Source organism: Adlercreutzia murintestinalis (genome assembly GCF_943192905.1).
In the GTDB taxonomy this organism is placed as follows: Bacteria; Actinomycetota; Coriobacteriia; order Coriobacteriales; family Eggerthellaceae; genus Adlercreutzia_A; species Adlercreutzia_A murintestinalis.
Window position 1 is genome coordinate 1 of the sequence record NZ_CALPCC010000007.1, and the last position, 20347, is coordinate 20347.

General features: G+C 60.4%; 22 protein-coding genes. 13 read left to right on the plus strand and 9 right to left on the minus strand.

The genetic code is table 11. The features are described from left to right. Positions 1-191: 191 nt before the first annotated feature. The 7 genes from NFR19_RS03235 to NFR19_RS03265 form a co-directional block, all read right to left on the minus strand. Positions 192-638 carry a PIN domain-containing protein gene (locus NFR19_RS03235; protein ID WP_251212350.1) on the minus strand — a complete coding sequence of 149 codons (447 nt, stop codon included), beginning with the start codon at positions 636-638 and terminating at the stop codon, positions 192-194. Beyond that, positions 622-942 (minus strand): hypothetical protein, encoded by a 321-nt coding sequence (locus NFR19_RS03240; protein ID WP_251212351.1) that lies wholly within the window; start codon positions 940-942, stop codon positions 622-624. Before NFR19_RS03240 ends, NFR19_RS03235 begins: the two co-directional genes overlap by 17 nt. Positions 943-1204: 262 nt before the next feature. Next, positions 1205-1480, minus strand: coding sequence for an ACT domain-containing protein (locus NFR19_RS03245; RefSeq protein ID WP_251212352.1), 276 nt, complete (start codon positions 1478-1480; stop codon positions 1205-1207). Between the two features lie 105 nt (positions 1481-1585). Then, entirely contained in the window at positions 1586-2146 is a 561-nt protein-coding gene (gene folE, locus NFR19_RS03250; RefSeq protein WP_251212353.1) for a GTP cyclohydrolase I FolE, read from the minus strand. A gap of 74 nt (positions 2147-2220) precedes the next feature. After that, positions 2221-3006: an exodeoxyribonuclease III gene (locus tag NFR19_RS03255; RefSeq protein ID WP_251212354.1), complete on the minus strand. Its 786-nt coding sequence runs from the start codon at positions 3004-3006 to the stop codon at positions 2221-2223. A 305-nt stretch (positions 3007-3311) separates the two neighbouring features. After that, complete coding sequence (gene rlmH / locus NFR19_RS03260; protein WP_251212428.1) at positions 3312-3779, minus strand: 23S rRNA (pseudouridine(1915)-N(3))-methyltransferase RlmH; 468 nt, start codon at positions 3777-3779, stop codon at positions 3312-3314. Further along, positions 3779-6631, minus strand: coding sequence for a MurT ligase domain-containing protein (locus NFR19_RS03265; RefSeq protein ID WP_251212355.1), 2853 nt, complete (start codon positions 6629-6631; stop codon positions 3779-3781). The genes rlmH and NFR19_RS03265 overlap by 1 nt, the downstream gene beginning before the upstream one ends. Positions 6632-6706: 75 nt before the next feature. On the opposite strand from NFR19_RS03265, the gene NFR19_RS03270 reads away from it, so the two are divergent. The 7 genes from NFR19_RS03270 to NFR19_RS03300 all read left to right on the plus strand — a co-directional run bounded on the left by NFR19_RS03270 (position 6707) and on the right by NFR19_RS03300 (position 15322). Continuing rightward, positions 6707-7981, plus strand: coding sequence for an ArsB/NhaD family transporter (locus tag NFR19_RS03270; RefSeq protein ID WP_251212356.1), 1275 nt, complete (start codon positions 6707-6709; stop codon positions 7979-7981). 146 nt (positions 7982-8127) lie between these two features. Next, a complete protein-coding gene (locus NFR19_RS03275) occupies positions 8128-9036 on the plus strand; it encodes a helix-turn-helix domain-containing protein (RefSeq protein ID WP_251212357.1) in 909 nt (302 codons plus the stop codon). Positions 9037-9326: 290 nt separating this feature from the next. After that, positions 9327-10169, plus strand: coding sequence for a DUF4352 domain-containing protein (locus tag NFR19_RS03280; protein ID WP_251212358.1), 843 nt, complete (start codon positions 9327-9329; stop codon positions 10167-10169). A gap of 89 nt (positions 10170-10258) precedes the next feature. Continuing rightward, positions 10259-10678, plus strand: a complete 420-nt coding sequence (locus tag NFR19_RS03285; protein WP_251212359.1) for an XRE family transcriptional regulator — start codon at positions 10259-10261, stop codon at positions 10676-10678. Between the two features lie 74 nt (positions 10679-10752). Next, positions 10753-12066, plus strand: a complete 1314-nt coding sequence (locus NFR19_RS03290; protein ID WP_251212360.1) for a serine/threonine protein kinase — start codon at positions 10753-10755, stop codon at positions 12064-12066. A gap of 112 nt (positions 12067-12178) precedes the next feature. Then, positions 12179-13354, plus strand: coding sequence for an FprA family A-type flavoprotein (locus NFR19_RS03295; protein ID WP_251212361.1), 1176 nt, complete (start codon positions 12179-12181; stop codon positions 13352-13354). A gap of 270 nt (positions 13355-13624) precedes the next feature. Further along, positions 13625-15322 carry an amidohydrolase gene (locus tag NFR19_RS03300; protein ID WP_251212362.1) on the plus strand — a complete coding sequence of 566 codons (1698 nt, stop codon included), beginning with the start codon at positions 13625-13627 and terminating at the stop codon, positions 15320-15322. A 129-nt stretch (positions 15323-15451) separates the two neighbouring features. On the opposite strand, the gene NFR19_RS03305 is transcribed toward NFR19_RS03300, so the two are convergent. Next, the gene (locus NFR19_RS03305) at positions 15452-15721 is read right to left on the minus strand and encodes a type II toxin-antitoxin system RelE family toxin (protein WP_251212363.1); all 270 of its coding nucleotides are present in this window, start codon (positions 15719-15721) and stop codon (positions 15452-15454) included. Next, positions 15711-15932 carry a type II toxin-antitoxin system RelB family antitoxin gene (relB, locus tag NFR19_RS03310; protein WP_251212364.1) on the minus strand — a complete coding sequence of 74 codons (222 nt, stop codon included), beginning with the start codon at positions 15930-15932 and terminating at the stop codon, positions 15711-15713. Before relB ends, NFR19_RS03305 begins: the two co-directional genes overlap by 11 nt. A gap of 901 nt (positions 15933-16833) precedes the next feature. Between relB and rpsF the strand changes: the two genes are divergently transcribed. The 6 genes from rpsF to NFR19_RS03340 are packed head-to-tail and all read left to right on the plus strand — an operon-like array spanning position 16834 to position 20343. Further along, positions 16834-17127: a 30S ribosomal protein S6 gene (gene rpsF / locus NFR19_RS03315; protein ID WP_251212365.1), complete on the plus strand. Its 294-nt coding sequence runs from the start codon at positions 16834-16836 to the stop codon at positions 17125-17127. An 18-nt stretch (positions 17128-17145) separates the two neighbouring features. Then, positions 17146-17601 (plus strand): single-stranded DNA-binding protein, encoded by a 456-nt coding sequence (locus tag NFR19_RS03320; RefSeq protein ID WP_251212366.1) that lies wholly within the window; start codon positions 17146-17148, stop codon positions 17599-17601. 17 nt (positions 17602-17618) lie between these two features. After that, complete coding sequence (rpsR, locus tag NFR19_RS03325) at positions 17619-17882, plus strand: 30S ribosomal protein S18 (protein ID WP_251212367.1); 264 nt, start codon at positions 17619-17621, stop codon at positions 17880-17882. 11 nt (positions 17883-17893) lie between these two features. Next, entirely contained in the window at positions 17894-18499 is a 606-nt protein-coding gene (rplI, locus tag NFR19_RS03330; protein ID WP_251212368.1) for a 50S ribosomal protein L9, read from the plus strand. Positions 18500-18541: 42 nt separating this feature from the next. Then, on the plus strand, positions 18542-19912 hold the full coding sequence (gene dnaB / locus NFR19_RS03335) for a replicative DNA helicase (protein ID WP_251212429.1): 1371 nt from the start codon (positions 18542-18544) through the stop codon (positions 19910-19912). Then, positions 19909-20343 (plus strand): hypothetical protein, encoded by a 435-nt coding sequence (locus tag NFR19_RS03340; protein WP_251212369.1) that lies wholly within the window; start codon positions 19909-19911, stop codon positions 20341-20343. Before dnaB ends, NFR19_RS03340 begins: the two co-directional genes overlap by 4 nt. Positions 20344-20347: the final 4 nt, after the last annotated feature.

A 20347-nucleotide genomic window follows, 5' to 3' on the forward strand; every position in this document is an offset into this window, starting at 1 on the left:
CAACTTTTAGCCATGGTTTTCCCATCGTGATCTGGGAATTGTTGGCCATTCCGGACACACTTTTTGAGAATTAACCCCGATTTTCAAAGCACCATCCCCATGACAATATCTTTTGAGAGAGCATTTTCTGCGAGCACGCTTTTTGCGATAGCACCCCGTATGACAACTCGTACGCGTTAGTGTTTTTCGATTTACAACGCAATATCGTCGTACACGAGGCCACGCTCATCTTGCAGCTTCAACAGAACAGCTTCCGCCGTCATGGTAGGCACAGGCCCTCGCTGCATCATTTCAGAATCGCGCGTGACTATGATGTCAGCACCAATATGCTTGGTTGAAGCGGCGATCAGATAATCCTCCACATCAGGCCAATCTGATTCGAGGGCCGCACGCAGATCAGATGCATACGTTCCGCAGGGCAAAAGCATGTCGAGCGTAGCCAGCAGGGCGTTCTTGACCGCCCGCTTGGATGCCTCTTTCCTGAGCACACAAAAGGCGTCTGCGTACGACTGAGCGCTGACCCACAGCTGAACATCCCCGAACACTGCCGCAATGCACAACTTGCGAACATCCTCGGCATAAGGCGCCCGATCAGCAACCAAATCTATGAGAATATTAGTATCAAGCAGCAGTTTCATGGCGGCTCTCTCGAGCGGCGCAGATAGCTTGCTTGTCATACGAGACATCTGCGGGAATGCTCACGTTCAGCGTGCAATCGTGAAGGAAACCTTTCAGGAAGTCAGCCTTCTCTTTCGAGAGAGTGCGCGCGTTTGCGTCGACTGCGTTGGCGCCCGAGGCTGCACAAGGGAGCGTTTGCTCTTTGAGCACGTATTCAAATGCTGAGGTTATCAGCTCGCTAACCGTGGCGCCCAGCGCTTCCAGCTGCGCGCTACCGCGTTCGTAGAGCGCATCCGAGACGCGTGCCGACACCATCTTGCTCATACCGATCTCCTTTGTATGACGTATGACACATTATATCAGAAATTTGGGATTTCCGATCTACCACTATCGAGGGTGCAAGACAGGGACGATTACGCCCTGATCGACCTATAGGAGCGATCAAGCGGCTATCCGTTCGAATGAATGGACGAACGGGCAGTTAGGCGGCTAACAGGCGACCGAGCGGTTCACCAAATGAGCGACCAGGCAAATGGCTGAAAACCGATCGGCTGGCTGGCCGATCTAACGGTCGAGCGAATAACCGTTAGATCTCGTGCATGAAGCGGAACACGTCTTCGCGCTGAATGGTGATCTGCGTACCCAGTTCGCGCCCGGCAGCGTTCAGGCGCTCCTGCACCGTGTTGAAATCGGCTGCTTCGGGTACCAACGTCACCAACATGGTCATGCTGAATATTTCATCCTCACCCAAAATGGTCTGGTTGATATCGTCGATGTTGGCACCGCATTCAGTCAACACGGTGGCCACGGCCGCCACGATGCCGGTGCGGTCCTTGCCCAGCACAGAGATGACGCATTTCATGATTCAGCCTTTCGGTTGGTTTCGCATCGTCCCATTATACGATGGACGCGCGGCGCCACGGTCTGACCTTGCGGCACGCATGCAGCAACCGAGCCGCGCAACAACCTAACCGCGCAACAGCGACAGCGCTTCGGCGCGCGTGTCCGAATGAGTGGCGAACGCCCCGCGCACCGCACTGGTCGTGGTCAGCGCACCCGGCTTCTTCACGCCACGCATGCTCATGCACAGATGCTCCGCTTCCATTACCACGATGACCCCGCGCGGCGTCAGCTGCTCCATCAGCGTGTCGGCGACCTGCGTAGTCAGCCGTTCTTGCACCTGCGGACGCTTCGCGAACGCATCCACCAGGCGCGCCAACTTCGACAGTCCACAGATGCGGCCGCTCGACCCAGGGATGTACGCGATGTGCGCATGCCCAAAGAAGGGTACTAGGTGATGCTCGCACATGCTATAGAATGGAATGCTGCGCACGAGCACCATCTCTTCGTGCCCCTCATCGAACGTTTTCAGGAAATGGTTGGTGGGGTCCTCGGCCAGCCCTGCAAACACCTCTTCATACATGCGCGCTACCCGCGCCGGGGTCTCGCGCAGTCCTTCGCGGTCGGGGTCTTCGCCTACCCCTTCCAGAATCAGCCGCACACCCTCTTCGATCTTGCGTGTATCCATGTGAGTTCCTCTTCTCTTCATGAGCGCACCCGAGCGGCGGCCCGGCACGCACGCGCGTTCAACATTGCCGCCCGTCACAGTTCCAATTCCAGCCCAACTGGGCAATGATCGCTGCCATACACCTCGTCGTAGATGCTCGCATCCGCGATGCGGGGCGCAAGGCTCTCGCTTACGAGGAAGTAGTCGATGCGCCAGCCCGCATTCGTGCGCCGCGCTTTGCGCAGGTAGCTCCACCACGTATAGCGGCCGGTCGCGTCAGGATGTACGCGGCGGAACGTGTCCACGAAACCGGCTGATTGCAGCTCGGTCATCTTGCCGCGCTCTTCATCGCTGAAACCCGACTTGCCGCGGTTGGGGCCGGGATTCTTCAGGTCGATATCGTTGTGCGCCACATTGAAATCGCCGCACATGACCACCGGCTTGCCCACCGTGTGCGTGCCATCGGGCAGCGTACCTGCCTCCAGGCCCTTGCAGAAGTCGCGGAAGGCGTCGTCCCATTCCATGCGATAGTCGATGCGCGCCAACTCGTTCTGCGAATTGGGCGTATAGCAATCCACGAACCAGAAGTGGTCGAATTCGCACGCCACGATGCGGCCTTCGCAATCGAAGTGCGGGATGCCCAGGCCGTGCAGCACGCGCAGCGGCTCTTCGCGGCAGAACACCGCCGTGCCGGAATAGCCCTTCTTTTCGGCGTAGCTCCAATATTGGTGGTAGCCAGGCAGGTCAAGTTCCACTTGGCCCGCCTGACATTTCGTCTCTTGCAGTGCGAACACATCGGCACCGAACTGGTCGAATGTTTCCATGAAGCCCTTGCCCAGCACCGCTCGAATGCCGTTTACGTTCCACGATATGAACCGCATGCACGCCTCCTTGGACGCCTCTCCGTTTTGACTGCGTTCGCCTCGTGGTCGCTGAGCTGTCTTGACGTCTCAACCGTTCTCGTCGTTCGCGACCATTTCGCCTTCTTCATGGTTTCGCAGCCAAAAGAATGCTTCACGTGAAACATTCTACACGCAGCGAACGCGGCCGCGCGTGAAGCGCGTTGGCTTTCGCTGGCTTCATTCTGCCGTGGCCACATGTGGAACGCGCCGCTTTGCCGCCTCATCTCAGCGTGCCTGAACGTGAAGCGCGCCGCTTTGCCGCCTTTCACCGCTCTTCGCCATCTTCATTTGTGGTACGGTTCGCCGCGATTGATCTTGAAGGCGCGGTAGAGTTGTTCGAGCAGCACGACGCGCGCAAGGTTGTGCGGCAGCGTGATAGGACCGAAGGACACGCGCATGTCGGCTCGGGCTTCCACCGTGCGCGCCACTCCGTGACTGCCGCCGATGATGAACGCGATGGTGCTGCGACCCGAAAGCGCTAGGTCGTCCAACTTGGCGGCCAGCTGCTCGCTTGAGAACTCCTTCGCGCGAATGGCGAGCAAAATGGTGAACGCATCGGAGGGAACGGCGCGCAGAATGGCGTCGGCCTCGCGATCGAGCGCCTGTGCAACGCCGCAATGCGAAGGATCCACGTCGGGGATTTCAACCACCGCCACCTCGGCATATGCGCTCAAGCGCTTGAGGTACTCGTCGCACGCTTGCGCCCAGAAGCGCTCTTTCAGCTTGCCGACCGCCACGATGTTGATGCGCATCATCGGCCGGGTCCCTTTGCGATCTCCTGCTCGATCTTGCGCTCGATTCTACGCTCAGACGCACCGAGCTCTTGCTCGACGCGCTTGAGCTTTCTCTGCACGCCCATCTCAGTACCTTTAGGAATCAGCTTGGCGGCTAAAGCGGCGTTCGCGGCTAGCTCGACCGCGTCATCAAGCGGCTCGATGATGGGCGTGGGGGCGCCGGTACGCAGAGCATTGTGCGAGAGCGCGCGTTCCAGCAGCCAGTCGGCAACCTCCGGGTTTTTCGCCAACAACGTGCCATGTAGATAGGTGCCCAGTACGTTGCGATAGAGCGCGCCGTCAGCGTGGTCGGCGTCGTTGTTGCCATGACCCGTGCGGCTGATCACGCGGCCGAACGGCTGCACGCCTGCGCCCAAATAAGTGCGGCTCGCATGGTTCTCGTAGCCGATGACCGGGTGCTCGGCGGTCGGCGATGCCAGCGCAATGTTGTCGATCAGGCGATCAGTGGAGGTGCCCGCGCGGCGCGTTTCGATATCGAGCACGCCCAAGCCAGGCGCTTCGCCGTCGGGAGACAACCATGTATGGCCCAGGATCTGATAGCCGCCGCAAATGGCGAGCACCGGGCCGCCCTCTTCCACATAGCGCGCGATGCCCTCGCGCATGCCCATCAGCTGTTCGGCTGCCAGCGTTTGCTCGCGGTCGGGACCGCCCCCCAAGAACAGCAGGTCAACCTCGTCGAAATTGATGGTCTGGCCGTGCTCCACGCGCCGCACCTCTACCGGAATGCCGCGCCAGCGGAGCCGCTGTTCCAGAATGCGCACGTTGCCGCCATCGCCATACAGGTTCAGCAGGTCGGGGAATAGGTGCGCGATGACCACCGGTTCACGCTCGCGTGCTCCCCTTGCGCCTTCGCACGTCCCTAATGTTTCACGTGAAACATGTTCAGCATTCTTATTATGTAATAGTTCGTCTACTGTGCTGTAATTCACCTCAGTTGATGTTTCACGTGAAACACTCGATTGGGCAGCATTGAATTGAACAGCTGGGCGCTCTTTCTGCAAACGCTCAAGTTCGGCGCGCACGGGCGCCAGCGCAGTGTAGTTGGCGATCGCATACACATCGGCGTCGGTCGGCATGCAGCTTGAAGTGGCAGCTGCGTTCGCACCGCCACCGGCCGTTCGGCCTAGCATGTCCTCGCCGTTCACTCCGTCGGCCATGCGGGTTCTCTCGTCCACGCGAACGGCCCCACGCTGCGCAGTATTCTCGATGGCCGCGAACACATCTTCCATGGTCTCTATCAGCTCGGCCTGCACGCCTGCATATTTCAGGCGCACCTGCAAATCGTGCTTGCGCTCGCCCCCCGCGAACACGCGTGCGTGCGGCAACCGGCCTAACTCTTCAAAGTCGATATCCCAGATCCACGAGATGTCATGCCCGTCCACATCGCGATCGTTGATGAAGAACGCGATGGCACAGGCGGGCGACTCGCTCGCACCCGTTGCAGCCGCGTCCGGTACGATCGCACTGGGCGCAATCGTACCGGACGTAGGCGCGCTAGGCGCAGGCGCACCAGACGTAGGCGCATCAACCGCAACCACATTAGACGCAGTCGTGTCGGACGCAGGCGCATCCATCGCAGGTACAGCAAGCGCCTGCTGCACCACGATGCGCAGATTCTGGTTGAAGCCGGTCGGATTCTTCGCCAGATTCAACAGCGTGCGATGACTGCCCACCGAGAACTCTTGCAGCCGCCCGTTATGCGGGTCAAACGCATCGATCGCAGCCTGAATATCGGCAGGCGAGCACCCCATGCAGGTGGCCGCAGCAGCCACCGCCAGCATGTTGTACACCATGTAGCTGCCCGCAAGGTGCGTATGCACGGGGAACACCACCGCAGATGTTTCACGTGAAACATTTTCTGCTGTATGCAAACGCTGTTCTCCCGTTTCATCTGCGTGGGTCTCGCATGTTTCACGTGAAACATCGAAGGTCAAGTCGGTTGCGGTGAAGCGAATGTTCGTGGCGGCGAAATCCAGCGCGGGGCGCGCAAACCCGCACTGCGGACACCGATACGCGCCCAACTGGCCATACTGGCGAAACTCGTACTGCAACATGCTGCTGCACCGCTGGCACATGGTGGTATCGCTGACCGCGTTCTGCTCAAGATGCATCGGCTCGGCCGTGCCGAACGCCACCGACCGTGTACCCTCGCGCCCGGGAAGCGCCGCCGCCCGCTCGGCCACCATGGCACACAGCGGATCGTCCGCATTGAAGATCAGCACCGTATCGGGGCTTTTCCCCAACGCCTCCACGATGACATCTTGAATGTGGTCGATCTCGCCACAGCGGTCCAGCTGGTCGCGAAACAAGTTCAACAGCACCAAAAAGCGGGGCTGCAGCGCTGGCAGGCTCTTGCCCAGCCACAGCTCATCGCTTTCGATAACGCCCCAATCGGCGCCACGGCATTCCAGAAGCGCGCTTGCCACCCCATATGCCAAATTCGCGCCCGTACGATTGCAGCACACCGACGCGCCGGATCGCTGCATGCAATCGGCGAGCAGATTGTTCACCGTGGTCTTGCCGTTGGTGCCGGTCACCATGATCGCGCCCCGCCGCAACACGCCACGCGCCTCTGCGATCGCCTGCGGGTCCAGCTTCAACGCCACTTTGCCCGGCAGGTTCGCACCCGGGCGCCGCGCCACATGCGTCAGCCCCCAATGGAGTCCGCGCGCCGTCGCCTTCGCTATGCCGAACCGCACACTCATGCCGCTCCCGTCTTCGCCGTACCGCAGCGCCGTACCGCCCTCGCGCACATGCCCGCCAGACACGTCCGCACCAGGCAGCCGCCGCTGGAAATGCTTTCGTGACAATAAGTATAACCGGGCACTGCGAACATTTATAATCCAAGCAACCTGCTGACCGCCCACCCAAAGATCGGACGCCGCATGGACGTTGCCCAGATCACCTCAGTCGCCATCTTCCTGATAGCGCTGGCCGTCATCATCTCTGAGAAGGTGCACCGCGCCGTGGTAGCCCTGACCGGTGCCGCGCTCGTGCTCATGCTGGGCCTCATGCCCTTCGACGAGGCGCTCACCCATGTTGACTTCAACACGCTGGGCGTACTGTTCGGCATGATGTTGTTCATCGGCGTGGTGAAGCTGTCGGGATTGTTCGAGTTTTTGGCGGTAGAATGCGCGCATCTGGCGAAGGGCGACCCATGGCGCATCATGCTGCTGTTCGTGCTGTTGACCGCCCTGCTCTCGGCATTTTTGGACAACGTGACCACCGTGCTGCTGATCGGCCCCATGACACTCAACATCTGCAAGATGCTGAAAGTGAACCCTGTGCCGTTCTTCATGACCGAGATCATGGCATCGAACATCGGCGGCACCGCCACGCTCATCGGCGACCCGCCCAACATCATGATCGGCTCGGCAGCGGGCTACACGTTCGTGGACTTCATCGCTGTTGACGCACCTGCGGTCGCCATCATCTTGGTAGTCATGCTGGCCGCGTTCTATCTGATGTACGGCCGCACCATGACCGTGGCGCCGCAGGATGTGAGCGAAGTGCTGACGCTACGCCCAGCCGATTACGTGAAGGATCGGCGCCTCATGAGCATATCCATCGGCATGGTGGCCGTCGTGGCCGCTGGCTTCATGTTCCATGGGGCGCTGGGGTGGGAATCGTGCGTGATCGCGCTGGGTGCCGCCGCGCTGATCTTGCTGATCTCGCGTGCGCCCATCGACCAGGCGCTGGCACAGGTGGAATGGACCACGCTGGTGTTCTTCGCCGGGCTGTTCATCATCGTGGGCGCCATGACGGCAACCGGCGTCATCGACATGCTGGCCGATTGGCTCGTGAACGTAACAGGCGGCAATGTGTTCCTGACCATGCTGGTGTTGCTGTTCGGATCGGCCATCATCTCGGCATTCCTGGATAACATCCCGTTCGTGGCCACCATGATCCCCATTCTGCTAGCACTGGGCGCCGATGGGATGGACGTCACGCCGCTGTGGTGGGCGGTGTCGCTGGGCGCCTGCCTGGGTGGCAACGGCACGCTCATCGGCGCGAGCGCGAACGTGGTGCTTAGCGACATTTCGCGCAAGAATGGTCACACCATCACCTTCGCGCAGTACTTCAAAACCGGATTTCCGCTGATGTTGATGACGGTGTGCATCGCGGCGGTGTATCTGGTCTTGCGCTTCCCGCCCGCGTAAAGGTTTTCGCGCAGGATTCCCCCAAGCGCCTGTTCAGCCGCCCGCCGCAACCTATAATTGCGGCCAGATTCCAACTAAAGACGGTCGCGCAACCGGCATGCTTGTCGTAATCTGCCAAGGCGAAGACCGAGCAGAAAGGTACGAACATGAATGTCGATATGGCGGAACGATTGGCAAAGCGCCGACGCCGCGCAGGGCTTTCGCAAGAAGCGCTGGCTGAGCGGCTGGGCGTCAGCCGTCAGGCGGTCTCGAAGTGGGAACGATCAGAGTCGTCGCCCGATACCGACAATCTGATCGCCCTAGCAAACCTGTATGGCGTATCGCTTGATGATCTTCTCTATGCGGAGCCTGCAGATCAGACGGACCCCCTCTCCGACGAAACCGCACGCGATTCGAACGAACGTGATCCTCAAGCCGAAAGCGATGCAGGTTCCGCCGCCGATTCAGCTGAGAGCGCTGGCTTCGGATGGCAGCACCCCAACGATCCTCATGAGAAAGTGCACATCGGCCCTGATGGTTTTTTCGCCCAAGATGGCAAGGACCACGTGCGCATCAACTGGCGCGATGACGTGCATGTGGTTGACGGCAAACGGGGTGACACCGTGCATGTCGGTTGGGATGGCGTGCGCGTGAACGACCGCTCCTTCGACAGCATCCACGATCTCCATGAAGAATTCCCGCACTGCAGGCATAACGATATAAAGCCGGAACGTCTCCGCCGGTGGCGCGCGTGGATGCGCTTCCCCTTTCCCGCTGTGGCGCTGCTCGCCTACTTGATCGTAGGATTGGCATTCGGGCAGTGGCTGGAAGGTCTCCTGCTCATCTTCGCCATCCCGTTGTATTACGTGATCGGCACCTTCGTGGGCACGCACAGCGTGGGCGCCTTGGTCGGAGGTCTGTATTCGGTGGGAGCTTTAGCATGGTTCTGCTATATGGCATTCGCACTGAACCAGCCACATCCCGCTTGGGTGGCGCTACTGACCATTCCGCTCGCGTGCGCGCTGACCGCATGGGCATCGCACGCCCGCAAGCGCAAACGCCATTGCGCTGAATAAGGAAACACCTGCCGACCCCGCGCGCAGCCCGTGCATGCGCCCGCGCGTGCGGCCAGAGCGTACGGCCCATGTGTGCGGCTCTGGCCTTGTACGTGCGCGCTGTGCGCGCTAGCGCCTTTCGGCGATAGAGCAGCAGCCCACCTGGTCTGACCGGACCGTATCTGCACGCTGCGAGCTCGCGCTACCTTAGCTGCCAGCTAATGAAATGGCATATCAGCTTCCCTACTATGGCATGCGTATTCAGGAACGCAGCCCGATCTGCTGCGTTCTCCGCAACCGAAAGGGAAACCATGGACCAGCAGCCTTACCAACAACCCGCCAACGCGCCGCAGCCGACGCCTAGCCAGCAACCCACCAACCCGCAGCAGGTGCCGCCAGACCAAAGCCCGCAACCCGCAACGCCACCGACCAGCACATCAACCTCTGCACTGGGCATCACGGGTTTGGTGCTCGGCATCATCGCGTTGCTCACCTCGTTTTTGCCCATCATCAACAATCTGGCCGCGCTTTTGGCCCTCCTTGGTCTGGTCCTCGCCATCATCGGTCTGGTGCAGGTCACGCGCGGCAAACGCAGCGGCAAGGGCATCAGCATCGCGGGCATCATCGTCAACGTGATCGCGTTCATCGTTGTGCTGGGCACGCAGGCGTTGTTCTCCGCCGCGCTCGACGATGCTCTGTCAACGAACAGCCCCACCTCGATCGCCAGTTCATCCTCGGAGTCGCAGGCGAGCAGCGCGAACGATGAGAGCGCGAACGCCCCCGAGAGCTTCGAGAACCTTGCCCTTGGAACAGCCGTGGAACTGGACAACGGCATGACGGTGCAGGTTGACGCCGTGCAGCCGGGCCTTGCGAACTACAACGGCGCCGAAGTGACCGGCATCACCGTCACCTACACCAACAACGGCACCTCCAGCCAGTCGTTCAACGTCTACGACTGGAAGGGCGAAGACGCGCAGGGCGCACAGCGCTCCACTACGTACTATTCGGAAGCTGAGAACGAGCTGAACTCGGGCAGTCTGGCCGCTGGCGGCTCGGTGACCGGCAACGTCTACTTCGACGGCGCCATCTCGAAGGCTGTCTACGAGCAGCTCATCTCCTTCGATGATGAGGTTATTTCGTGGACGCTCGCCTGATCTTTTGATCTTCGATCGGCAGGGCGCGCCGAGCATTCGGCCTTACAATGACCAGTGTCAAGAAAACGCACAAAAGGAGGAAGCGGCGGGTGAAAGAGCCTCTGACAGACGAGTTGCTGCAAGAGCTGCTGGATGCTCCCAACCCGCACGCTTTCACCAGCGCCCACAAGCTGAAGGAACGCACGCTTTCCGGCTACTTGCAGCAGCTGCTCGATGAGCGCGGTTTGAAGCGTGCAGCGGTCATTCGCGAGGCGAATATCAACGAAACGTTCGGCTACCAGATCTTCATGGGCGAGCGCGGTGCCGGGCGCAACAAGGCCATCCAGCTTGCCTTCGCCATGAAGCTGAGCCTGAAAGAAGCGAACCGCCTGTTGCAGGCATCGGGCAACAACGAGCTGTACTGCAAATGCCGCCGCGATGCCATCATCATCTTCTGTCTGACGCATGGAGCAAGCCTCCAAGAGGCCAACGAAGAGCTGTACCGATTCGGCGAAGAGACGCTCTGCTGACCCGCCGATCGCACGGCCGCCGCGCCATCGCCGGGCTCGGCGTTTGCCCGTCACTGGATTCGGCGTTTGCTACTATGCCATCTATGCATGAGCAACTGGAAGAATACTTGGACGCGCTGGCCCGCGACGATTGCTATCGCGTGGATGCGGTGCTGAAAGCAAGTCCGCACGAGACGACCGAGCGCGTCTTCTTCGTGGGGTCGAACGGGGCCGAGCATGGCCCGCTGATCCGCAAGCGTCTGGACGTCGATTGCGGAATGGGGTCGGCCTACATGCGGCTCTGGGAGGCGCAGCGCGCAGGGCAGCGATTCTTGCACGTGCCGCGCATCGTCGATTGTTATTCCACCGGAGATGCGTTCACGGTCATCATGGAGTTCGTAGAAGGCGAGACGCTGGCCGATGCGGTGTGGCGGCTCGATCCGTCGCTCGAACTAGCGCAGCGGCTGTTCGAGCCTTTGTGCCGTGCCGTGAGGGAGCTGCATGAGCGCTTCGATCCGCCTATGATCCACCGGGATCTGAAGCCGTCGAACATCATGGTGTCGCCCGGTGGGAATGTGACCATCATCGATTTCGGGATCGCGCGCGAGTACCGCGATGACGCGCTGAGCGACACGCACCGTTTCGGCACACGTAGCTACGCGCCGCCTGAGCAGTTCGGGTACGGGCAAACCGATGAGCGCAGCGACGTGTACGCGCTGGGCATGATTCTGTTCTACTGCTTGACCGAGCAGACCGCCGATGCCGCTTTGGTTCGCAGCGGATTTGTTGATGCGCAGGTGCCCGAGGCGTTGCGACCCGTGCTGGCGAAGGCGACGGCATTCGATCCGAGCGACCGGTTTTCCAGCGCGCGCGAGCTGCAGGAAGCATTCACCTGCGCTCTGGAGCAGACAGCGTGTGCGTCTCAGGCGCCACCGCGCGATGCGGGCGATGCTGGCGCTGGTCAGCCCGCACTAGCCCTCAAAGTCCCAGCTGGTCAGCCCGCACAGGGCCGCAGCAACCCGGTCAAGCAACCCGCGCTGTTCCGCGTGCTCACCGCGGCAGAGGCGCCCCGGGCCCTACGCACCCGCATTCCACGCTGGGCAGGGCTCATCTGGAACGTGCTCCTTGTTGCCACCTGGCTGCTCTTCACTGCTGCTACGACGTCGCTCGTGCTCGAGCCGACCGACTCCCTGGCTGATTTCGCTCCGTGGGGCCGCGTACTGTTCGGCTATGCCACCGGCAGCGTTTCCCCCGGTGCGCTCGCCTACCTTCTCATGGACAAGCGCGACATCCAGCGGCGCTTCCCCCGCGTCCCCACGCTGCGAACAACGCGTTCTCGAGTGCTCTGTCTTGGTTTCGCGCTCGTCTTTCCGTTCGTTGCGTACGGTATCGCCACGCTGTCCCTTTGAGGCGGCGCTCCTTTAGGGTACGGACGCATAACGTTTAGCCGCACGCACGCCACCTGCTGCGCCAGATTCGCTAGAATCGGCACATCAAAAACGCAATAAGGAGCAGACCATCATGTTCAAAGCATTCCAGATCAGCCCGGATATCTATTGGGTCGGCGCCATCGAATGGAACGAGCGCTACATCCACGGCTTCAGCATGCCCTACGGCTCTACCACCAACGCATACCTGATCATGGACGAGCAGATCACACTGATCGACACCTGCATGCCAGGTTTCGAGGACGAACTGCTTGAGCGCGTGGCCGATGTGGTGGACCCGGCGAAGATCGACATCATCATCTCAAATCACAGCGAAAAGGACCACGCTGGCGGTCTTGCGCGCGTGTTGGAGGCAGCGCCGAACGCCAAGATCGTCACCAGCGATCCGAAGGGGCTGGCTATCCTGAAAACGTACGTGGGTGAGGATCGCACGTTCCTACCTATGAAAAACGGCGAGGACCTCTGCATCGGCAGCCGCACGCTGCGGTTCATTCATACGCCCATGGTGCACTGGCCCGACAACATGGTCACGTACTCCGAGCTGGACCGCATCTTGTTCTCCAACGATGCCTTCGGACAGTTCTTCGCCACTTCGCAGCGGTTCGCCGACGAGGTGGACACGGGCACGCTGATGGCGTGCGCCAAGAAGTATTTCGCGAACATCATCATGCCGTTCGCCAAGCAAACGGCGAAGGCGGTCACGGCGGTGCGGCAGCTAGACCTGCGAATGATCGCGCCCGCGCACGGCTTGACCTGGCGCGGCCCGGATACCGAGCGCATCCTCGAGGCGTACGAGCAGTGGTGCACGCTGCGACCAAACGGTTCGGCTGTGGTCGTGTATGCCACCATGTACGGGTCAACCGCGCGCATGGCGCAGACCATTGCCGAGGCGTTCATGGCGGCAGGCGTGAGCGTGCGCCTGTACGACGTGCAGGTGAGCGATATCTCCGACATCATGACGCAGGTCATGGATGCGGAATACGTAGCGGTGGGATCGGCAACGCATAACGGCACGGTGCTGCCGCCTCTGGGGCAATTCCTGACGTACTTGAAGGGCCTTACGCCGAAGGGTCGCACCGGGGTGGCGTTCGGGTCATATGGCTGGATGGCAGCGGCGCCCAAGGAGATAGCCGACGTGATGGCAGGCGCTGGCTTCCAGTTGCCGCTCGAGCCGCAAACGAGCGATTGGGACGAGAGCACTACCGACGAGCCCGCGCTGTTCCAGGCGATCACCGACCTGGTGCGGTAGGGCAAAACGAGGCTTGGCATGCATCCCTCGCGCTCGTTATGCCCCGAAGCGTCACCGAGGAATTTCTTTCTCTTTGAATGACCGGGACCGAGCTGAATCAGCGGCTCAGAAAAGCAGCGAAGCAGCGTCAGTTGACTGACCTACGCCCTTATTGCTCAATGGGGAAGGCATCACCTATCACGTCTTCAGTGAACGCCCGTAGCTGGCCGATCGGGTCATCAAGCTGCGAGAGATTACAGTCACAGCATACCCGATTGCTATGATGGACACATGATGATCGAAGCGGAAAAGGTACTGGTTTCGCACAAGGTATTCACCGGGCTGGCCGATGCGGCGGCAGCGCTCGCGGTGGGCATCAGCGGCGACCGCATCACATGGGTGGAGCCTGCTGGCCGCGTGGGTAGCAGTGTGGCGCCCGTGCGCGATGGGGCCGAGGTGCGGAATCTGGGCGATGCGTTCATCATGCCCGGCTTCCACGATGCGCACCTGCATTTCTTCCATTCAGCGCTGTATGCGTCTCCTTTGGCGGCCCGCTTCGTCGGCACGAGCGAGGCGGATTGCGTGCGGCGTTTGGCGCCTCTTGCCGCGCGGCGGCCGACCGGCTCATGGCTGCTCGCGCAAGGGTGGCGCGAGGCCGTATGGGACGTACCGCGCATGCCGTCGAAGGCATCGCTGGATGCGGTGTACCCCAACCAGCCTGTAGCGCTATATTCGGGCGATGCGCATACGCTGTGGCTGAACTCGCGCGCGCTGGCCGAACTGGGGTTGACGCGCGCGGCGCAGCCACCTGCTGGTGGCGAATACGAGCGGGATGCTGATGGCAAGCTGACCGGTATCGTGCGCGAAGCGGCAGCCATGGAGCTGATGCCGCGCATAACCGCTGCCTTCTCTGACGCCGAGCTTTTAGATGCCTACCGCAGCTTTCAGGCGCACCTGAACGCGCATGGGGTAACAGCGGTGTGCGACACGGCGCTGACGGCTACGCCCGGGCTGGATTTCGTGCGCGACGACCTGTTCGAGCAGCTGCTGAACGACGGCGAGTTGACGCTGCGCACGCACCTGTTCCCCACTCTGTTGCCCGACACGCAGCGCTTGAAGCAGCTACAAGAGCGGCTGCGCGGTCCCTTGCTGCAAGCACGCGGGTACAAGCAGTTCTTCGATGGCGTATCCAGCCAGCACACCGCATGGGTGCGCGAGCCGTACGCGAACGCGCGCTTTGCAGACGATTGCGGACGACCCACGGTGGAGCCTGCCGCTCTGGACGCGATGGTACGCGCGGCGGTGGTCGCAGGTGACGGTGTGCGCATCCATGCTATTGGCGATGAAGCTATCCATCAGGCGCTTGATATCTACGAGCGGGCGCTTGCTGAGGCGAAGGCGGGGGCTGACGCTGCGCTAAGGGCGGCGGCGAAGGCGAAGGGTGAGGCGGACGCTGAGATCCGCGACGTACCACCTGCGGTGGCGCTCGAGCATCTGGAGAACTTCCAGCCTGACGATATCGCGCGCATGGCGCAGTTAGGCGTGATCGCGTCGGTGCAGCCGCGCCATATCACGCTGGACCCTGGCGGCCCCGAGCGCGACCTTGGCGCAGAGCGCGTTCGATTCATGTGGCCGTTTCGCTCGCTGCTGGATGCGGGCGCTTCATTGGCATTCGGCACCGATTCGCCTGTGACCGACATTGATCCTCTGGCCGTCATTTATGCTGCTGTCATGCGCAAAGACGCGCAAACACGCGAGCCAGAAGGTGGCTGGCTACCTCACGAACGCATCACTGTGGCGGAGGCCCTGCGCGCCGCTACGCAAGGCAGCGCCGCAGCCGCTGGACGCCAGCACGAACTGGGGAGTCTGCGACCGGGCATGTTCGCCGATATAACCGTGTTAGAAGCCGATCCGCTCACGATCGACCCAGAGGATATTCCCGCCATTCCCATTGCCGCCGTATACGTTGCCGGTGAGCAGGTGCGCTAACGCCCGAAGATGCAAAACCAATACCGAGACGCCTCGGTGGGTGACCGTGCGTCAAGGTCGAATAACCAGTCGGTTTGTCACTGCTCCAAAACGCCTAGACGAAAGGTGCCACGCTTCAGCACCTTTCATCTATTTATTTCGATAGATCGTGCTTCTGTGACCAACCGTGATAACAAGCACAAGAAGTTCGTTGTCATTGAGCTCGCATACGATTCGATAGTCGCCCACACGATAGCGCCAGAAGCCTCTAAGAGGGCCTGTGAGGGCCTTTCCCTTGCTCCTAGGGTCTTCGGTGCCATCAAGATCATCCAGGGCATCCATGATGCGCCCCGCAGCTTCATGTGACAGCTTCTCAAGATCCTTCTTTGCACTATCGGCGATCCTGACGCTATAGCCCAAGTTCCTCACGCACCTCTGCAAGAGAGTAAGTCTTCTGCTTGCCGGATCTGACCTCTTCAGCGGTGCGCAGAATATGGTAAGTCCATTCAAGATCGTCTATCTCGTTCTCAAGTGCTTGCCTGAAGTAGTACGCCTGAGACCGTCCGGTATCCTCTGCAAGCTTCCGATACCTTGCTTCCAATTCTGGTTCGAGTCTGATGGTGGTTGGCATATACCTCGCCTCCTGAATACACATATTCTATGTATTCATTATAACACCAATCAGGCATCGCTAGATGCCGATCGTTGCGCAAGCGGCGATGTGCAGATCCTTCAGTGGGCGGCTTCTTGATTCGACTTACGTAAACAACAAGTCGAATGTTGGATAACCAGTCGGGATGTCACTGCGAGTCAAAATACGGCATAGCCACAAATGCTTGTTCGCAAGCGCCGCGTAGGCGGCAATTTGACTCTTCAAGAGCCCTGCGGGGCTTTTTTTATTGCAGTGCCGTTTCACCCTACCGCATCATCGTACCGAAGCACCAGCTCGATCATAGATCGAATCTCTTTTTTCCATGTCCCTTTTTTGGGATACCGTCAAGGCTCGTTTCTGCTACGGAGTGATTCAGAACTAAATCAGAATCGGGTCAGAATTGAGCTAAACCTGAACTAAGCTGATGCCAGAATCTATACAGAATCAATGAGCAAAACAGCCCGAATGGAATTTGATCGACTATGCTCAAACAGAGGAAATTCCTCAAAATGCACGCATTTTAGATACCACCAGCGTGATACCGAGACGCCAGGTGGCATGGCTATAGTGGCATCAGGTTCGGAGATGGCGGCGCCCCACAGCCTGACCGCTCGGGCGCCGCACGATCCTAACCTTGCAGCAACGCGAAGAAGGCAAGCCGTCCTTCTCCCCGACCTCCGGCTTGCCTTCCGCGCTCAGCGACGCGATAACGCACTATGGCAGCATCAAACGATGCGTCAACGCACTACGAACGGCATTGTGGATACGGAGCGGAAAAGCGCTTCCATCGGCTGACAACTCTGCTACAATGGGCAAGTTGTCCTGCCCCGGGAACATCTGACACCTATCCGGGGCCGTTTAGACCAAAGGAGGTGAGCTGATGAAGGCTTATGAACTGCTGTTCTTTGTCGCTCCGACCATTGACGAAGAGGCTCGCGCTGGCGCCATGAAGCGCATCGAGACCGCTATCGCCGATGGCAAAGGCACCATCGACAACATTGACGATTGGGGCAAGCGCAAACTAGCTTATGAGGTGAATGGTCTGGCCGAGGCCGACTACACCCTCATCGATTTCCACGCTGACCCGCAAAGCATCGCAGAGCTTGATCGCGTGCTGCGCATTAACGATGCGGTAGAGCGTCACATGATCGTGAACCGCCCTGACCGCGATTAGCGAAGGAAAGAGGAGACAATGAGCATCAACCGTGTTGTGATATCTGGGAACCTGACCCGCGACCCCGAAGTGCGCACCACCGCATCGGGCACATCCATTCTCTCGATGGGCGTAGCCGTGAACGATCGCCGCAAGAACAATCAGACCGGCGAATGGGAAGATTACGCCAACTTCATTGATTGCACGATGTTCGGTACGCGCGCAGCCAACGTGGCACAGTATCTGACGAAGGGCACCAAAGTGACCATCGAAGGCAAGCTGCGCTGGAGCCAGTGGGAGCGCGACGGTCAAAAGCGGTCCAAGATCGAAGTGATCGTGGACGACCTGGAATTCATGAGCCGCGCCAACGGTGGCCAAGGCGGCCAGGGCGGTCAGGGGAGCTACGCTTCTCACGATCCCTCCGCATACAGCGCCCCGGCGATGCCCGCTGTCGACACCAATGCTTCGGTTTACGACGAAGACATCCCATTTTAGAAAGTTGAGAGGTTAACATGGCCGATTACGCTAAGCAGCCTCGTCGCAAGCAGTGCCAATTCTGCAAAGAAGACGTGGAGTTTATCGACTACAAAGATACTCAGATGCTGCGCAAATACACGACCGACCGCGGCAAGATCAAGCCGCGTCGCGTCACGGGCGCGTGCAACCAGCACCAGCGCGATCTGGCGCAAGCCATCAAGCGCGCACGCACCATGGCGCTCATTCCCTATTCGGTGCCTGCGGTCAGCGGGCGTGGCGATCGTCGCCGCAACAGATAGGGGGCATTCACATGCAGGTTATCCTTCTTAAAGAAGTGCGCGGCCGCGGCGGCGAAGGCGACGTCATCGACGTCTCCCGCGGTTTCGCGAACAACTATCTGCTGCGCCAGGGCTATGCCGTCAAGGCCACGCCTGGCAATTTGAAGCAGCTGGAAGAGCGCCGCAAGAACATCGAGAAGCGCGAGGAAGTGCGCGTCGCCGACGCTAACGCACTCGTGGAGAAGATGGACGGCGCCACGGTGCGCGTGGAAGTGCAGCTGGGCGAAGAGGGCCAGCTGTTCGGTTCGGTCACCGCTCCCATGATCGCTGATGCCATCAAGGATCAGCTGGGCATCGAGGTGGACCGCCGCCGCATCGAGCTGGGCAAGCCCATCAAAGCAACTGGCAGCTATCCGGTGCCTGTGAACATCTACCGCGCCATCAAGGCTACCCTCAACGTGGTAGTGGAAGGCGACGCTGCGAGCCGTGCCGCTCTGACCGAGCAGGAAGGCGAAGCTGTGGCGGAAACGGTTGAGGAAGCAACCGAAGAAGCAGTCGAGGCTGCCGAAGAGGTTGTTGCTGCCGAGGCCGTAGCGGACGTCGCTGACGAAGTGGTCGCTGAAGAGACCGCTGAGTAGGTGCCCGCGAACGCAGACAACACGAGCTACCAGGCGATTCCCATGGTGGAGTCGCCTGGTAAGCACGCACAGCTCCCCAGCGATATAGAAGCAGAGCAGTCGGTATTGGCTGCCTGCATCCTCAATGCAGACGTGGCCGACGAGATCGCCATCGCTCTGAAAGCGGAGAACTTCTTCCGCACTTCACATCGTATCATCTTCGAATCCATCTTCGAGATGGTGCGCGACGGTCAACAACCTGACCCCATCTCGCTCGCAGACAAACTGAATGCCAAAGGCCAGCTTGATGCTGCGGGCGGCCGCATGTACCTGGCCGATCTGAACGCGAACACGTTCGCCTTGACTAACTGGCAGCGCCACGTGCACATCGTGAAGCGCACAGCTATTCAGCGCGAGCTCATTCGTGCAGCCGCCGAGATCAACGCCCTTGCCTACGACGCACCCGAAGACCTCAACGAAGTGGTCGAGGAAGCCGAGCATGCCCTCTTCAACGTTACCGAGAAGCGCGTATCGTCCAGCTTCACCCGCATGGATGCTCTCGTAGGCGAGGCCTTCGAGGAACTCAGCCGTCTCTCGCAACAGGGCAACAGCATCGTGGGCGTGCCAACGGGCTTCCGCGATGTTGACGAGCTTTTCCACGGGCTGCGCGGCGGAGATCTGGCCATCATCGCGGCACGACCCGGTGTTGGCAAAACCTCTTTCGCGCTGAATCTGGCAACCAACGCGGCAAAACTGGGAACCGCCGTCGCCTTCTTCAGCTTGGAGATGAGCGCCGGACAGCTCACCCAGCGTATCCTAGGCAGCGAAGCGCGTGTCAGCCTGTCGCGCATTCGCAGCGGCAAGGTGTCTGAGGCCGATTGGGGCATGATCGCCGACGCTTCCGCTAAGCTGAGCAAGCTGGAAATGTTCATCGACGACACGCCCGGCCTCTCCATCATGGAAGCGCGCGCGAAGGCGCGCCGCGAACTGCGCCACGTCATCGGCACCGACAAAGAGGGCCTCATCATCGTGGACTACCTGCAACTGATGCAGCCGCCGCAAGTGCGCCGCGACGGCAATCGCGCGGTGGAGGTGGGCGAGATATCGCGCGGTTTGAAGATCATGGCGAAAGAGATGGACATGCCCGTGATCGCGCTCTCGCAGCTGAATCGCGCAGTGGAGATGCGCGGCAAGAAGCGTCCCATGCTCGCCGACCTGCGCGAATCGGGTTCCATCGAACAGGACGCCGATATCGTCATGTTCATCGACCGCAGCATGGACGAGACCGAAGCCGAAGAGAACGGGCGGCCCGAACTAGGCAAAGCCGAGTTATTAGTGGCGAAGCACCGCAACGGCGCACTGCGTGACATCCCGCTGTCCTTCAACCCCGAGTTCACCCGCTTCGGGGACTGGTTCGACGAATCGCGAGTATGACCGTGGACGGTCATCGCCAAGAGCACCACGAATCTTCGCAACCGCCCGCAGCGGCCGACCCTTGCACGGGCCAAACTCAACGGCCGCCCGCGCAGCAACTGCCCACACAGCAGCCGCCAGTTCAACATCTGCCGACACCGCATGCAGCCGAGAGCCTTCCACAGCCGCAGCAACCGGTGGCGAACCTGCCCGCAGCGGCCGACCCCGACAAGCCTATTCGCGTCCATTACTACGTGAAGATCGCCGTGTGCACCTTCCTGTGCGCGCTGCTGCTCCTGGTCGGCGTGCCCGTCTTCATGGAAAGCCGCGTGACCGGTAGCCTGGCCTACACAGCGCTCGGCGTGGTCATGGTGGCCTTCGGCCTGATTCTAGCGCTCGCCGTTCTGGTTCTTCTGTTCAAACCGCCATTCCGGTCTAGAATGAGCAAGTAAGGCA